This window comes from Streptomyces sp. NPDC056948 (genome assembly GCF_042674225.1).
Taxonomy (GTDB): Bacteria; Actinomycetota; Actinomycetes; order Streptomycetales; family Streptomycetaceae; genus Streptomyces; species Streptomyces purpurascens.
On the sequence record NZ_JBHUQX010000005.1, the window covers coordinates 1 to 15,562 of the forward strand.

Annotated in this window: 13 protein-coding genes; 7 read left to right on the forward strand and 6 right to left on the reverse strand. The window is 72.3% G+C overall.

Annotated features, from left to right (window positions below; all coding sequences use genetic code 11):
• Positions 1-236 precede the first annotated feature (236 nt).
• Positions 237-1,082, forward strand: coding sequence for a class I SAM-dependent methyltransferase (locus ACFTZL_RS01320; protein WP_382576765.1), 846 nt, complete (start codon positions 237-239; stop codon positions 1,080-1,082).
• 110 nt (positions 1,083-1,192) lie between these two features.
• A complete protein-coding gene (locus tag ACFTZL_RS01325; RefSeq protein WP_382576768.1) occupies positions 1,193-3,586 on the forward strand; it encodes an HAD-IC family P-type ATPase in 2,394 nt (797 codons plus the stop codon).
• A gap of 10 nt (positions 3,587-3,596) precedes the next feature.
• Here ACFTZL_RS01325 and ACFTZL_RS01330 read toward each other — a convergent pair whose 3' ends face one another.
• The 3 genes from ACFTZL_RS01330 to ACFTZL_RS01340 all read right to left on the reverse strand — a co-directional run bounded on the left by ACFTZL_RS01330 (position 3,597) and on the right by ACFTZL_RS01340 (position 9,220).
• Entirely contained in the window at positions 3,597-4,505 is a 909-nt protein-coding gene (locus ACFTZL_RS01330) for a hypothetical protein (protein WP_382576770.1), read from the reverse strand.
• Positions 4,506-4,685: 180 nt separating this feature from the next.
• Entirely contained in the window at positions 4,686-7,823 is a 3,138-nt protein-coding gene (locus tag ACFTZL_RS01335; RefSeq protein WP_382576772.1) for a sacsin N-terminal ATP-binding-like domain-containing protein, read from the reverse strand.
• A 470-nt stretch (positions 7,824-8,293) separates the two neighbouring features.
• The gene (locus tag ACFTZL_RS01340) at positions 8,294-9,220 is read right to left on the reverse strand and encodes a DUF3027 domain-containing protein (protein ID WP_382576774.1); all 927 of its coding nucleotides are present in this window, start codon (positions 9,218-9,220) and stop codon (positions 8,294-8,296) included.
• A gap of 262 nt (positions 9,221-9,482) precedes the next feature.
• Here ACFTZL_RS01340 and ACFTZL_RS01345 point away from each other — a divergent pair, with 262 nt between their 5' ends.
• The 4 genes from ACFTZL_RS01345 to ACFTZL_RS01360 all read left to right on the forward strand — a co-directional run bounded on the left by ACFTZL_RS01345 (position 9,483) and on the right by ACFTZL_RS01360 (position 12,974).
• Entirely contained in the window at positions 9,483-10,883 is a 1,401-nt protein-coding gene (locus ACFTZL_RS01345; protein WP_382576879.1) for an MFS transporter, read from the forward strand.
• 87 nt (positions 10,884-10,970) lie between these two features.
• Positions 10,971-11,444 (forward strand): DUF2771 domain-containing protein, encoded by a 474-nt coding sequence (locus tag ACFTZL_RS01350; RefSeq protein WP_382576777.1) that lies wholly within the window; start codon positions 10,971-10,973, stop codon positions 11,442-11,444.
• The gene (locus tag ACFTZL_RS01355; RefSeq protein ID WP_382576882.1) at positions 11,414-12,136 is read left to right on the forward strand and encodes a futalosine hydrolase; all 723 of its coding nucleotides are present in this window, start codon (positions 11,414-11,416) and stop codon (positions 12,134-12,136) included. Before ACFTZL_RS01350 ends, ACFTZL_RS01355 begins: the two co-directional genes overlap by 31 nt.
• A complete protein-coding gene (locus ACFTZL_RS01360; protein ID WP_382576780.1) occupies positions 12,126-12,974 on the forward strand; it encodes a 1,4-dihydroxy-6-naphthoate synthase in 849 nt (282 codons plus the stop codon). The genes ACFTZL_RS01355 and ACFTZL_RS01360 overlap by 11 nt, the downstream gene beginning before the upstream one ends.
• 11 nt (positions 12,975-12,985) lie before the next feature.
• Here the strand turns inward: ACFTZL_RS01360 and ACFTZL_RS01365 are convergent, their stop codons facing one another.
• Positions 12,986-13,369, reverse strand: coding sequence for a cold-shock protein (locus tag ACFTZL_RS01365; RefSeq protein WP_382576782.1), 384 nt, complete (start codon positions 13,367-13,369; stop codon positions 12,986-12,988).
• Between the two features lie 164 nt (positions 13,370-13,533).
• Between ACFTZL_RS01365 and ACFTZL_RS01370 the strand changes: the two genes are divergently transcribed.
• Positions 13,534-13,782 (forward strand): hypothetical protein, encoded by a 249-nt coding sequence (locus ACFTZL_RS01370; RefSeq protein ID WP_184599437.1) that lies wholly within the window; start codon positions 13,534-13,536, stop codon positions 13,780-13,782.
• On the opposite strand, the gene ACFTZL_RS01375 is transcribed toward ACFTZL_RS01370, so the two are convergent.
• Together ACFTZL_RS01375 and ACFTZL_RS01380 are read right to left on the reverse strand one after the other, a co-directional pair.
• Entirely contained in the window at positions 13,761-14,384 is a 624-nt protein-coding gene (locus ACFTZL_RS01375) for an HAD family hydrolase (RefSeq protein WP_382576784.1), read from the reverse strand. The genes ACFTZL_RS01370 and ACFTZL_RS01375 overlap by 22 nt on opposite strands.
• A gap of 50 nt (positions 14,385-14,434) precedes the next feature.
• Positions 14,435-15,436: a hypothetical protein gene (locus tag ACFTZL_RS01380; RefSeq protein WP_382576786.1), complete on the reverse strand. Its 1,002-nt coding sequence runs from the start codon at positions 15,434-15,436 to the stop codon at positions 14,435-14,437.
• Between the last annotated feature and the right edge of the window lie 126 nt (positions 15,437-15,562).

The following is a 15,562-nucleotide window of genomic DNA, read 5'->3' on the forward strand; positions in this document are numbered from 1 at the left end:
GAAGGGGACGTGTCGGGGGGTGTCCGCCCGCAGCGGTTGGCGCGTCAACGAACAGCGAGTCGGTATCCGCCCCCATCGCGCCGTTCCGAGGACGGACACCCCCCGACACGTCCCCGACCCACCACCACCGCGCAGGCGCAGACGCGCACCCGCACGCTCCGGCAGGACACAGCCCTGCCCCCTCCCTACGCTCAAGAGGAGACGGCGAACGCCCGGAACCGGTGAGGAGCGCAGCCATGACGACGCAGCACAGCACGGCCGAGGCAGACCGGGCCCTGAAGGCCAAGCACCGGGCGATGTGGGCCCAGGGCGACTACCCCTCCCTGGCCGCCGAGGTCATCCCCGGCCTGGGAGCGGTCCTGGTCGAGGCATGCGGCGTGCGCTCCGGCCAACGTGTACTGGACATCGGCGCCGGCAGCGGCAACGCCGCGATCCCCGCGGCCCTGGCCGGCGCGGACGTCATCGCCTCCGACCTGACCCCGGAACTGTTCGGCGCGGGCCGGCTCGCGGCCGAGAAGCAGGGCGCGGACCTCACCTGGCAGGAGGCCGACGCCGAAGCGCTGCCCTTCGGCGACGCGGGATTCGACACCGTGCTGTCCTGCGTCGGCGTCATGTTCGCCCCGCACCACCAGCAGGCCGCCGACGAACTCGTCCGGGTCTGCCGGCCGGGCGGCACCGTCGGCCTGCTGAGCTGGACGCCCCAGGGCTTCATCGGCCGGATGTTCGCCACGATGAAGCCGTACGCGCCACCGCCCCCGCCGGGCGCCCAGCCGCCCCCGCTGTGGGGAGACGAGGGCCATGTGCGCGCACTCCTCGGCGACCGGGTCAAGGACATCCGCGCCGAGCGCGGGACCGCCAGGGTCGACCGCTTCGCGACGCCCGAGGCGTTCCGGGACTACTTCAAGGAGCGCTACGGCCCGACGATCGCCGTCTACAAGAACATCGCCGACGACCCCGACCGCGTCGCCGCCCTGGACCGCGACCTGGTGACTCTCGCCCGCGACGGCGGCCTGGGAACGGGCCCTGACGGCACGACCCTGGAGTGGGAGTACCTGCTGCTCACCGCACGCCGGTCGGGCTGACGGACGCATACAACTGCCGTACGACCAGGGCACGACGCCCATCCTCCCCAGGTCGGATCTTCCCCGCATTCGGCAGGTGAAGCGGCAAATCCGCACGTACCGTCGAATGCATGACGCATCTCGACGCGGGTGCCCGGCTCGACTCCGCGCGGCCGGCGACGGTCACCTCGCCCGTGACCGGCCTGACCGGTGCTCAGGTCGCCGAACGCGTGGAGCGCGGGCAGGTCAACGACGTGCCGGTGCGCAGCAGCCGCTCCACCGTCGACATCGTCCGCGCGAACGTCTTCACCCGCTTCAACGCGATCATCGGCGTGCTGTGGCTGATCATGCTGGTCGTCGCGCCGATCCAGGACAGCCTGTTCGGCTTCGTGATCCTCGCCAACACCGGCATCGGGATCGTCCAGGAGTGGCGGGCGAAGAAGACACTGGACTCACTCGCACTGATCGGCGAGGCGCGCCCCACCGTCCGCCGGGACGGAGCCGCCGCCCAGGTCAGCACCTCCGAGATCGTCCTCGACGACCTGATCGAGATCGCCCCCGGCGACAAGGTCGTCGTCGACGGTGTCTGCGCGGAGGCCGACAACCTGGAGATCGACGAGTCGCTGCTCACCGGCGAGGCCGACCCGGTGGTCAAGAGCCCCGGCGACCAGGTGATGTCGGGCAGTTTCGTGGTCGCGGGCGGCGGGGCCTTCCAGGCCACGAAGGTCGGCCGTGAGGCGTACGCAGCCCAGCTCGCCGAGGAGGCCTCGCGCTTCACCCTCGTCCAGTCCGAGCTGCGCTCCGGCATCTCCACGATCCTCAAGTACGTCACGTGGATGATGGTCCCGACCGCGATCGGCCTGATCATCAGCCAGCTCTTCGTGAAGGACAACCCCTTCAAGGACTCCGTGGCGCGCACGGTCGGCGGCATCATCCCGATGGTGCCCGAGGGACTGGTCCTGCTCACCTCCGTCGCCTTCGCCATCGGCGTCATCCGGCTGGGCCGCAAGCAGTGCCTGGTCCAGGAGCTGCCCGCGATCGAGGGGCTGGCCCGGGTCGACACCGTCTGCCTCGACAAGACGGGCACCCTCACCGAGGGCGGCATGGACGTCACCGAGCTGCGGCCGCTGCAGGACGCCGACGAGACGTACGTACGACAGGTCCTCGGCGCCCTCGGCGAGTCCGACCCGCGGCCGAACGCCTCCCTGAAGGCGATCATCGACGCCTATCCGGACGGCGAGGACTGGCGCTGCACCCAGGCGCTGCCCTTCTCCTCGGCACGCAAGTACAGCGGCGCCGCGTTCGCCGAGGCCGACGGTGAGACGAGCACCTGGCTGCTCGGCGCGCCGGACGTCCTGCTGCCCGACGACGACCCGGCCCTCGCCGAGACCGGGCGGCTGAACGAGCAGGGCCTGCGGGTGCTGCTGCTCGCCCGGGTCGAACGCGACCTCGACGACGCCGGGGTGACCGAGGGGGCGAAGCCCACCGCCCTGGTCGTCCTGGAGCAGCGGCTGCGGCCGGACGCGGCCGACACCCTGAGCTATTTCGCCGACCAGAGTGTCCGGGCCAAGGTCATCTCCGGCGACAACGCGGTGTCGGTCGGCGCGGTCGCCTCCAAGCTCGGGCTGTCCGGCACCACCGTCGACGCCCGCCGGCTGCCCGCCGACGAGGACGGCATGGCCCGGGCCCTGGACGACAACACGGTGTTCGGGCGGGTCACCCCGCAGCAGAAGCGGACCATGGTGGGGGCTCTGCAGTCCCGGGGGCACACGGTCGCGATGACGGGCGACGGGGTGAACGACGTCCTCGCCCTGAAGGACGCCGACATCGGCGTGGCGATGGGCTCGGGCTCGGAGGCGACCCGGGCGGTCGCACAGATCGTGCTGCTGAACAACAGCTTCGCCACGCTGCCGTCGGTGGTGGCCGAGGGCCGCCGTGTGATCGGCAACATCACGCGTGTGGCGACCCTGTTCCTCGTCAAGACGGTCTACTCGGTGCTGCTGGCCGTCCTGGTGGTCTGCTCACAGGTCGAGTACCCGTTCCTGCCGCGCCACTTGACCCTGCTGTCGACGCTCACCATCGGCGTCCCGGCGTTCTTCCTCGCGCTCGCGCCCAACAAGGAGCGGGCCCGGCCCCATTTCGTACGGCGGGTCATGCGGTACGCCATTCCGGGCGGGGTGGTGGCCGCGGCGGCGACCTTCGCGACCTATCTGATCGCCCGGGAGCACTACACGGGCGCGGGCGAGCTGGACGCGGAGACCAGTGCGGCGACGCTCACGCTGTTCCTGATCTCGATGTGGGTCCTGGCGATCATCGCCCGCCCCTACACCTGGTGGCGCGTCGCCCTGGTGGCGTCGATGGCGGGGGCGTTCCTGCTGGTCCTCGTCGTGCCGTGGCTCCAGCACTTCTTCGCGCTGAAGCTGGTCGGCATGACGATGCCGTGGATCGCGGTCGGCATCGCCGTGGCAGCGGCGGCCACCCTGGAACTCACGTGGAGGTGGGTGGACCGCCGCTTCCCGGCGTAGCCGCCTTGTGCTACTTCACGTCGACGAAGTCACCCGTGGCGTTGACCGCCGGGGTGGTCGTCGTGCCCGCGAAGGAGTAGCGGAAGTAGCCGTCCACGGAGGCCTTGACCGTGGTCTTCAGCTCACCCGTGGAGTTCGACTTGATGGTCTTCACCGTGGTGTAGGTGTTGGAGTTCTTCTTGCGGAACTGCAGCTTCACCGACTGGTTGGTGTAGCCGTGGTACTTGTTGTCGTCCCAGTTGGCGCGGGACAGCTTGCCGGTGACGGTGATGGTCTTGCCCTTCTTCACCGGCTCCGGCGAGGCGTTGACCGTCAGCTTGGAGTAGCGCTGGAGCTTGAAGGAGTTGGTCGGGTCCGTCACCGCGACGCCGACCTTCTCCAGGTTCGGGTTCTCCGGGTCCTCGCCGTTGAACGCGACCGCGAAGCCCGCGGCCTTCCAGGAGCCGGCGTCCTCGTTCAGCAGCGCGAACGGGTCGATCGAGACGGTGGTCTTGCAGTTGGCGACGGTCGCGGAGGAGTCCGTGCAGCTCGCGTTGTTGCTGTCGAAGAAGAAGATCGAATCCTCGAACGAGGCGCCGCGGTACAGCTCGATGCCCGCGAAGAAGTCGGCCGCGTGGATGTCGACGTCCGCGCCGTGCGTCAGCTTGAAGGAGACGGGCACGTTCACCACGTTGGTGGTGCCGGCGGAGATGTTCTTGCCGTTGTTGACCTTGACCGAGGAGAAGGTCGCGTTCAGGGCGTACGGCTCGCCGTCCACGGCGGCGGCGAGGGCCGACCGGCCGGAGTCGGCGTGGACGACCTCGCTGGCGGCGGCGATGTCCGCGGGGACCTTCGGCTCGGCGGCCTGCGCGGCCGGCACGGCGAAGGCGGAAAGGGCCAGGGCGCCGGTGACGGCGGCCACGGTGGCTCGGATGCGCATGCGTTCTCCAGGTGGAGAGGGGCCCCGGCGCTCGTCGTCGGCTCCTGGGGCCCAAGTGATCGTGGAGTCTGTTGACTCACGTGATCAGATGCCCGAGGGATCCGCTTGGTTGTACGACAGGTGAAAAGTTTGTGCGGAAGTTTTCACGAGCCGCCGAGTCGCCGCGGAGCCCCTCGGGGCTCAGTCGAACCACCGGTCCCGCTCCAGCTCCTCCGTCCGGGACGGATCCTCCAGCAGTGCCGCCACCTCGAACCGTCGCGGCCACTGCCCGGCCGCCCAGGCCAGCCCCGCCGCGACGCCCTCCAGGGTGGCGGCGTGCAGGACACCGTCGTCGGTCAGCCGCCAGTCGATCTCCACGCCGTCGACGACGAGTTCCTCGTGCTCGACGTAGGAGGCCGGGGTCAGCCGGCCGAGCAGCACCCGCACCGGCTCCGGTACGTCGTGCTCGACGCCCTCGGAGGTGACCTCCCCGGTGACGGACTCGCTCAGCCGCCGCACCTGGAACAGCTCGGCCAGATCGGCGGCCCGGGAGGGGCGGACCGGCAGCAGCGGGACGCCCGAGGTGAAGGGCAGCAGGTCAGGTGAGTCGACGACCACGGCGTCGGCCGCGTCCACGACCTCCACCCGGCCGTCGACGACCGCGCGCAGTTCGTCCGGCAGGGTCACCTGCTCGGGGTCCTGCTCGGCCAGCGCGCTGTAGAGGGCGTGGAGCTGGGCGTCCGCCACCTCGCGCTCGGGCTCGGCGAGCCGGTCGAGCAGCTCGGCGGCCCCGCCGGGCTCGTCCAGCAGCGCGGCGACGGACGTCCGTACGCCCAGCGCGCGCAGCACCTGTTCGTCCTCGAAGCCGGTGGCGTCGGCCTCGTCGTACAGCCCGCGCAGCAGCGGGTCACCGCCGGCGGCCCGCAGACCGGCCGGGCGACGGCCGTCGAGCACCGGGTTCCCGCGCAGCCACCACGCCGCGTACGGCCGTACGACCTCGTGGGTCCCGTCGTGCAGCAGGATCCGCACGGGCTGGACGATGGCGTCCCGGAAGGGCGGCTGCGACAGCAGGGCCAGGGCCTGGGCCCACTTGTCCTCGTCGACCAGGTCCAGGTCCCGTACGGCGATGATCTCCGTCGCGACCGGCGGGACCGGGCTGTCCGGGAAGCGGTCGAGGATGTCCTCGCACCACACGTCGACGGCGTCCAGCAGACCCGCGTCGTCGGGCTCGGCGAAGTCGCCCTCGCGGGGCTCCAGTTCGTCCGGGTCGAGGACGACGTCGGTGGCGCGGACGAGCGCGAAGTTCACCAGGACCCCGCAGGCGGCGAGCGGCTGCTCGCCCCACCGGCCGGCCAGTTCGGTGTCCACGGCGGCGAGTTCGCCCTCGCGCATCACCTGGGCGAAGGGGCCGCCGGGGAAGACGAGTTCGCAGGCGGGGGCCGGTTCGCCGTCCTCGTCGGGCAGGGCGAGGGCGCCGAGCCAGGGCTCGTCGCCGGGCTCCAGGCCGGCGTCCCGCACCAGTGCGAGCACGGTGTCGGCCAGCTCGTCGGCGTCGAGGGTGTCCTCTTCCCAGTTCACCCCGCCCTCATCGTCCAGGGACGCGGCGACGGCGGCCCGTACCTGCGGGGTGGTGAGCACGGCACGCGGGGAGGCGGGCAGGGCGCCGAGCTTCTCCAGGAGCGGGTGCGCGGCGTCCGGGTGGGCGACCTTCAGGCCGAGCCGGGCCAGCACCTCGGGGTCGATACGGGCGGCCTCCGCGCTGGGCAGGAGGACCTGCCGGGGGCCGATCGTCGTACGGCCGTCCGCCAGCGGCACCGGGAGGCCCGACAGCCGGTCGGGGTCCACCCCGGCGAGGCTGTCGTAGAGCCGCCGCCACCAGCCGGGGTCCTTCTCGAGCCCGGCCAGCCGGTCGACGGCGTCGGTCAGCGGGACGCGGGCGACGCCGAGGGTCCGCAGCTCCGCGCGCCGCTCCAGCCCGCCGGGCAGCAGGGTGGGCAGCACCTCGGCGAGGACCCGCACGGTGTCCGCGCCCGCGCCCTCGACGATCTCGGCGTCACGAGGGCGGAGGGAGTCGGGCAGGTCGTCGTCGTCGGCGTCGTGCTCTTGGGGCTCGGCGGCGGGCGGGAGGAAAGAGGTACGGGGCAGCCGCTCCAGGATCGCCTGGCGCAGGGCGCCGTCCAGCTCGCCCTTGCCGAGCGGGCCGGGCACGAGGCCGATGATCCCGGCGGTCACCGGCCGCCAGTCGCCGAGGAGTTCGGCGTACGCGTCGGCCGCGCGCTGGACCAGGAAGTCGGTCAGCGGTCCCGGGGCGGCGTGCCGGCGGGTGGAGTCCAGCGGGAACGAGGCGATGAGCAGGGCCGGGACACCGAGCGGCTCGTCGCTCGGGGTGGGCGCGTGCACGACCGGGCTGGTGCGGGGGCGGGCCGGGCTGCCGTCGCTGTCGACGGGCACGGCCCAGGTGACGGACCACCGCGGCCGCAGCCGCTCCTCGAGGGGCCGGTCGGCGAGCAGCTCGGGGGTGAGCGGGCCGTGCGCGACGGAGGTGCGCCAGTGGGTGACGCCGCCCTCGGAGTCGTCGACGACGGTGAAGGCCTGGTCGGTACGGCGGGTGATGGTCCTCGGGCTCTCCCCGTTGACCTCCACGACGACCTCTTCGAGGCCGGGCAGGGCGAGCAGCAGCGCGTCGTCGACGGCGTGCAGCAGCCGCTCGGCGAGATCGGCGGCGGGATCGTCGCGCAGGGGCAGGATGACGGCGGTGTCGTACGGGGCGGGGGCGGTGCCCTCGGCGGCGAACGGCAGCCGCAGCAGCGGTACGTGCCCGTCGCGCCGCCGGACCTCGTCCCCGAGTCCGGGACTGTGCCGGGCGGTCTCGGCGGCCAGGTCCCGGGCCTCGGCGAGGGACCAGCGGACGCCGCCGTGCCGGCCGACGACGGCGGGCTCGTCGGTGACGGACAGGACGGCGGCGAAGCCCACACCGAAGCGTCCGATGGCCTGCTCCTGGCTCTCCCGCTTCGCCGACGCCCGCAGCGTGGACAGCGACTCGACACCGGCCGCGTCCAGGGGTGCCCCGGTATTGGCGGCGACGAGAACACCGTCCCGCAGGGTGAGCCGCAGCCGTCCCGGCACTCCGGCCCGGGCCGCGGCGTCGGCGGCGTTCTGGGCGAGCTCGACGACGAGCCGGTCCCGGTAGCCGCCGAGGACCAGGTCCTCCTCGGCGTTGGCGTCCTCACGGAACCGGGCGGGACTGGTGGCCCAGGCGTCGAGGACACCGCGCCGCAGACGCGCGGTACCGAACGGATCGGCCCCCTCGGCGGCGGGCCGCACGAACTTGCTGCTCACGTTGCCGTTCCTTCTCCTCGTCGACGTGAGGAGACGGTACCGCTTGGGGGACGGGGCCGCGCGCGCCGCCCGCCCCTCCCAGCCCCGGCCCGCGTGCGCCACGAAACGGGCCGGTCACCGGCCCCGGCTCGCTCACTCACGCGAGTGAGCGTCATCAACTGGGCTCTGCCCATGAGCAGTTGGCTTCTACGCTCACTCAGAGCCCTCTCGGCATGTGCCAGAGGCACAGCCATTCCCGCGAGCACCCCCACTCCCACCGGCTCCAGCCGCTGCTCCTGGTCGTCTGCCAGGACCGCGCCACCGCGGGACGGGCAGCGCGCCCGGTCCGCTTCGGCCCTCGCCAGTGGCCCCTGCTCACCCTGCGGCCCCTGCTCACCCTGCGGCCCCTGGTCGCGGGACCGCACAACATGCCCGTGATCACCGACCCGGCCGAGGTCCGCAGCCGGTCAGCGGGCCGGGCGAGGGCACGGCTACGAGTGGCCCAGCTCCTCCGTGCTCTCGTCCGCCGTCGCCGCGACCGAACCCGAGTCCGGCGCAGGACGCAGCGGGAACGGGTCCACCCGGGTCTCGTCGATGACCGGGGAGGGTGGCTGCGGGGGGCGGGGCATGACCGCGGCCTCGGAGTGGCCGCCGCAGCCGTAGGTGAGGGAGACGAGGCGGCCGTCGGCCGGGGCGAACTCGTTGGCGCAGACGCCGAAGGCCTGGCCGAGGGAGCCGCCGATGGGGGCGAGGAAGCCACAGGTGACACAGGCCGCCGGGGCCGACTGGGCCATGGGGGTCTTGGGGCCGAACGCCTCCTCCCAGCGGTCGGCCGCGGTGTACAGGCCGTAGCGGGACAGGACGCGGGCCCGGCGCATGCCGAGCTCCTCCGCCAGTCCTGTGATGGAGCCGCGGGTCGGGGTGACCGGGAAGCCCGACGGGGGCCCCGCGGTGACGTCCGCGTCCTCCGCCTCCACCAGGTCGGCCATCTCGTGCGACACGGGGGAATTCGGCGCCGGCTCGTCCTCGCCCGAGTAGCCGGGCTCCAGCCGCAGATCCTCGGCGTCCGTGGGCAGCAGGTCGCCCGGCCCCATGTCGCCGGGGCGCAGCCGTTCGCTCCACGGCACCCACTCGGGTGCGAGCACCGCGTCCGGGCCGGGCAGCAGGGCCGCCTCGTCCACCGTGACGATCTTGGCCCGGGACGCCCGGGCCACCGTCACGGCCCAGCGCCAGCCCCGGTACCCCAGCTCTCGGCACTCGAAGAAGTGTGTGACAACGCGGTCTCCCTCGGAGACCGTTCCCACGTGCTCGCCGACGATCCCTGGTGCCGCGGCCTCCTCGGCTGCGGCGCGCGCGAGGTCGACGGCCTCGGCGCACAGACGGTCAGGGGTGCGGCTTCGCGTTGTCGCTGCGCTCACAGGTATCGCTTCTCTCCATACGCCGTCTGACGAGTGCGCCACTCCCAGCGCGGGGGCGGACGGAGCGGACCGGGGGACCGCGTCGACGTCCTTCATCCATTTTGCGGGATGGCTGAGATATGCACGCTACCCTTCCGCCCCACTTCGCGTACACCGACGGTGCCATGACCCGGCGACCGGACAGTCACACGACAGTCACCCCACAGGCCCTATACAAGCGGTAATGGCACTACCCACAGCCTTCTCGGGGCACTATGACGTCGTGGCAGCCGCGAAGACGCCCGTCAAGGGAAGCAGCCGACTGAGCGGACCGGGCCGGATGAGCGGCTCCCTCCGCGCGGTCGGCCGTGCCCTGCACTTCCCGGTGACCGGAACCGCCCGCGGCATCCGCAAGGCCACCCACGCGCACGGCGCCGGCGAGTCCGGCCTCGGCAAGCTGATCGAGCTGCACGGCGTGAACGGCGCCGGCGATGTCATGGTCACCGTCGCCCTCGCCTCGACCGTCTTCTTCTCCGTCCCCACCGACGAGGCCCGCGGCCGCGTCGCGCTGTACCTCGCCATCACCATGGCGCCCTTCACGCTCCTCGCGCCTGTGATCGGCCCCCTCCTCGACCGCATCCCGCACGGCCGCCGGGCGGCCATGGCCGGCGCGATGCTGGCCCGGGCGCTGCTCGCGATCGTCCTGTCCGGAGCCGTCGTCACCGGCGGTATCGAGCTGTACCCGGCGGCGCTCGGCGTCCTCGTCTCGTCGAAGGCGTACGGGGTGGTCAGAAGTGCCGTCGTGCCCCGGCTGCTGCCACCTCGCTTCTCCCTCGTGAAGGCCAACTCGCGCGTCACCCTCGGCGGGCTCCTCGCCACCGGAATCGCCGCCCCGATCGGCGCCGGGCTCCAGCAGATCGGGCCGCGCTGGCCGCTCTACGGCGCCTTCGTGCTCTTCGTCGCGGGGACGATCCTGTCGTTCACGCTGCCCCACAAGGTCGACTCCGCCAAGGGCGAGGACACCGCGCTGCTGGCCGCGGACGAACAGCATCTGCACGGCCCGCACCGCCGGCCCGTCAAGCGCCCGGGGCTGCGCACGGTCGGCCCGGCCGTCACGCACGCCCTGGCCGCCAACGCCTCCATCCGCTGCCTCACCGGCTTCCTGATCTTCTTCCTCGCCTTCCTGCTCCGCGTGCACCCGGTCTCCGGCCAGAGCGCCGCCGTGTCCCTGGGGATCGTGGGCGTCTCGGCGGGCGTGGGCAACGCGCTCGGCACGGCGGTCGGGGCGTGGCTGCGTTCCCGGGCGCCGGAGATCATCATCGTGACGGTGGTGGCGTGTGTGCTGGGCGTGGCGATCACGGCCGCGGTGTTCTTCAGCGCGATCCTGGTGGCCTGCCTGGCCGCGATGGCCGGCTTCGCACAGGCCCTGGCCAAGCTGTCCCTGGACGCGCTGATCCAGCGGGACGTGCCCGAACTGGTCAGGACCTCGGCCTTCGCCCGCTCCGAGACACTGCTGCAGATGGCCTGGGTGCTGGGCGGGGCCATCGGCCTCGCGCTGCCGCTCAACGGCACGGTCGGGCTGGCGGTGGGCGCCGCGATCGTCGGCGCCGGGTGGCTGACGACCGTACGGGGGCTGATCGGCTCGGCCCGGCGCGGCGGTGCGACGCGGCCGCGTGTGGCGTAGGGCCCTTCTGATGGATCTCCTGAGGGATCTCCGTGGAGCCGTACCCCGCGTGGGCGGTCCGACCCGAGTGCCGGATAACCTTCGCCCATGAACACGTTGCAATCCGTAGTGCGACGCCGCCGCGCCGTCGCTGTCGCCGGTGTCGTATCCGCCGGACTGCTCGTCCTGTCGGCCTGTGACAAGCCGACGCCGATGGCCACGGTCACCGTGGGCAGCGACTCGGTGAACTCCGAGGCCACCTGCGGCGGCGAGGGCGACGCCCTGAAGCCCGCCGACCTCACGCAGTGCCTGAAGGACAAGGGCATCAAGACCATCTCGGTCGACCCGGACGAGACCGTGCGCTTCGGTGTCGACCCGGAGATCGCCGACAAGGGCTGGACGATCCTGATGAACGGTCAGCCGCTGACCGACAACAGCACGAAGACGTACCGCACCATCCCGGGCAGCGTGTTCTTCAATGCCCAGTACGGCGCGCAGGGCGACTCGACGCTGGTGTCCATCAAGGAGGGCGAGAAGGACACGTCCGGGCTCTGGAACTTCAAGCTCGAGAAGGACGCCTGATCGCTGCCGCTGGGCTCGCCCGGGTGCTGGTGGCCACCGCTGTTCCTGTGGAGAGGGACGCGGTGGCTGAGGCCTTCGGGGCCCACGGCGCCGGCGGTGGCGTCCTCGATGTGATCGACGCCGGTGTGGGGCCCGCCCTCGCCGCCGCCTCCGTCGCCTCCGCTCTCACCGCCGCCTCGCTCCAGGGCACCCCCTACGACCTCGTCGTCTCCGCCGGGATCGGTGGCGGCTTCCAGCCGGAGGCGCCCGTGGGGTCGCTCGTCGTCGCCGATGAGATCGTCGCGGCCGATCTGGGGGCCGAGACGCCCGACGGGTTCCTGCCGGTCACGGAACTCGGATTCGGGACCGTACGTCACCACCCGCCCGCGGACCTCGTACGGCGGGTCGCCGACGCCGCCGGGGCCCGTACCGGGGCCGTGCTCACCGTCTCCACCGTGACCGGGACGGCCGCCAGGGCCACCGCGCTCCGCGAGCGGCACCCCACCGCTCTCGCCGAGGCCATGGAGGGTTTCGGTGTCGCCGAGGCCGCCGGCGCGCACGGGGTGCCCGTGCTGGAGATCCGGGCGATCTCCAATCCCGTCGGGCCGCGTGACCGCGCCGCCTGGCGCATCGGGGACGCCCTGGCGGCTTTGACCGAGGGTTTCGGGAAGCTCGTGCCCGTACTGGAGAGTTGGAACCGGCATGACCAGTGACCAGTTGCAGATCGCGTACTCCCCCTGCCCGAACGACACCTTCGTCTTCGACGCCCTGGCCCACGGCCGCGTCCCCGGCGCTCCCGCCCTCGACGTGACCTTCGCCGACATCGACGTCACCAACGGCATGGCCGAGCGCGGCGAGTTCGACGTACTGAAGGTGTCGTACGCGGTGCTGCCGTACGTCCTCGACGAGTACGCGCTGCTGCCCTGCGGGGGTGCCCTGGGGCGGGGCTGCGGGCCGCTGGTGCTGACGCGGGAGGCGGATGTCGATCTCGCCGGGCGCACCGTCGCCGTGCCCAGTGAGAGGTCCACCGCCTATCTGCTGTTCCGGCTGTGGGCCGCCGACACCCTGGCCGACGGGGTCGGCGAGATCGTCGTCATGCCGTTCCACGAGATCATGCCGGCCGTGCGGGACGGGAAGGTCGACGCGGGGCTCGTGATCCACGAGGCGCGCTTCACGTACGGCGGCTACGGCCTGCACAAGCTCGCCGACATGGGCGAGCACTGGGAGCACACCACCGGGCTGCCGATCCCGCTGGGCGCGATCATCGCCAAGCGGTCGCTGGGCGAGCAGAGGCTGCGGCTGCTCGCCGGCTCCATCCGGACGTCCGTGCGCGCCGCCTGGGACGACCCCGAGGTGTCCCGCCCGTACGTCATGGAACACGCCCAGGAGATGGACCCGGCCGTCGCCGACCAGCACATCGGGCTGTACGTCAACGAGTTCACGGCCGGCCTCGGCGAGGACGGCTACGCGGCCGTACGCGGACTGCTGACACGCGCGGCGGCCGAGGGACTCGTACCGCCCCTCGGCCCGAACGCGCTGCGATTCCCCTGAGAGGCAGAGCCTCAGACGTCCAGTTGGTCGGCGACCGCCCGCAGCAGTCCGGCGATCTGCTTGCCGGAGGTCCGCTCGGGATAACGGCCCCTCTCCAGCATCGGGGTGATGTTCTCCAGCAGGGTCGTGAGGTCCTGGACGATCGAGGCGAGTTCGTCCGGCTTCTTGCGCGTCGCGGCGGCGACCGAGGGGGTCGGGTCCAGAATCGTCAGGGACAGTGCCTGGTCGCCGCGCTGCCCGGCGACCACGCCGAACTCCACGCGCTGCCCGGGCTTGAGCGTCTCGACTCCGGCGGGGAGGACCGAGGAATGGACGAAGACGTCACCGCCGTCGTCGCGGGAGAGAAAGCCGAAGCCCTTCTCGCTGTTGAACCACTTGACCTTGCCGGTAGGCACGTCTGTCCTCGTCCTCGTACTCGTCGGAAAACTGCTTCTGGAAACGGCTCTTGATAGCACTCGGGCGGGCCGCACGGACCCGCCGGTACCAAGGCTAATGCTCTTCAGGCCGGTGACAAGACGTCACCGGGTTGTTCCTTCGGGCAGGGAACTACCCTGGTCCGGTGCCTGACAAAACCCAAACGAATTCCGCCGCGCCCGGTGACCGTCTGGTCCGTGCCGGTGCCATCGTCTTCTTCATCGGCGCCGTGGCCACACTGGTCACGGTCGCCCCGCTGTTCCTCGGGACGACGCCCTTTCCGACGTACATGTTCGGATTGAGCATGCTCATGGCGGTCGGTTTCCTGATGGCCGGCGCGGGAGTACTGCGTTCCGTGGCGGCCGGCCGGCGTCAGGCGCGGGCGGGGCGGTAGTCCGAAAGCCACCCGGGGAATTCGGTGAGGTCGCCGAGGACGACGTCCGCGCCCGCCGCGCGCAGTTCCTCCGGGGGGCAGGGGCCGGTGGCCACCGCGACGGACAGCGCGCCGGCCGTCCGGGCGCCGCGCACGTCCCCGACGTGGTCGCCGACATAGGCGCCCGCGTCGTGCTCGCGCAGCGCCTCCGCCTTCTGTTCGGCCCACAGGTCGCCGATCACCGCGTCTGGCTCCATGCCGAGGTGGGCGAGGTGCAGCTTGGCGTTGGGCTCGTACTTGGCGGTGACGACTATCGCGCGCCCGCCGGCCTCCCGTACGGCCGCGATGGCCTCGGCGGCGCCGGTCATCGCCGGGGTCGCGGCGATGGCGATCGACGGGTACATCGCGCGGTACAGGACGGCCATGTCCGCGACCTCCTCGGCCGGGAACCAGTTGATCAACTCCTCGGCCAGCGGCGGCCCGAGCCGCGTGACCGTCAGATCGGCGTCGATGTACGTCCCCGTCCGCTCGGACAGCGCCTGGTAGCAGGCGCGGATGCCGGGACGGGAGTCGATGAGGGTCATGTCCAGGTCGAAACCGACGGTGAGTGCCATATGGGCCATTGTGCCCAGGGCGTACGGCCGGCAGGCGTCCCGGGTGCCCGGGGTGAGGGCTACTTCTGCCGCTGGGAGCGCCACACCAGGAACAGCGCCGACGCCACCGCCGCGCCCCGCACCACCCAGGGCCAGGTCTCGGAGACCGCGTCGTTCATATGGCCCTCGGCGATCGGAGTGCCCCAGCGGCCGTTCATCCTGCCCCAGAGCCACACCAGGCCCGACGTGATGGCGAGACCCGGCAGGACCATGACCGCCCACTTCGTCTCCGCCTGGGTCAGACGGCGCGAGGCGTACGCGATGAGCCAGCCGAGGAGGAGCACGAACCAGTTGCCGAGCACGGCGCCCGCGACGAGCAGAGCCGCGGCGGCGAGGAGCAGCGGGTTGCTCCAGCTACCGGAGGGCAGACGGGGGAGGCGGCGGCGACGGGTGCCGGTCCCGGCCGCTTCCTCGACGGCCTCGACGGCCGGCTCGTCCTCCTCGGCCGCCGGCTTCTCCTTCTCCGGCTTCCTCGGCTGCGGCGGCTTCAGCAGGTCCGGCAGTTCCACGCCGCCCACGAAGCCCGGCACCTCCTCGCCCACACCGAACGGGCTGCTGTCCACCCGCCACCAGTCGGGCTGGACGACGCTGTCCCCGAGCTCGTGCCCGGCGGCCAGGTGCGGCGGGGCCGGGCCCTCGGAGGGCGCCGGGTGCGACTCCTCGGCGGGCCGCGCCGGGCGGGGCCGCGGGACGACACGCCGCAGCACCCCCTTCGCCCGCTCCTCCGGCTCGGCGTCGCGCTGCACGGGGACGGAGGCGGGAGCGGGAGCGGCGCTCCGCTGCGCACCGCCGGTGCCTTCCGCTGCCGCCGCCACGATCTCGTCGGGGCTGCCCATGCGGGTCAGGATGCGGCGGACGGCGGCGGGCGAGTCGACGGTGACCTTCGCGCGGCGCCGGTCGATCTCGTTGCGCAGGTCGGCGACCAGGCGCATCCGGGTGGCCGACGACAACTGCCGCTGCTGGGCCACGTCGCCGACGCGGCTCAGATACTCGTAAACGACCTGGTCGCTCTCAATCCCCACGAAGTCCCCTCCGGGGCGGGTGCGTTGGCTGACGCCGTCGGACGACGGTATCGCGAGGACCGGCGGGTCGGCCAAAAGCCCGTCCTGCGATCGGGGCCGAGCCGGCCCGCAGTCGGCCCGGCCGCC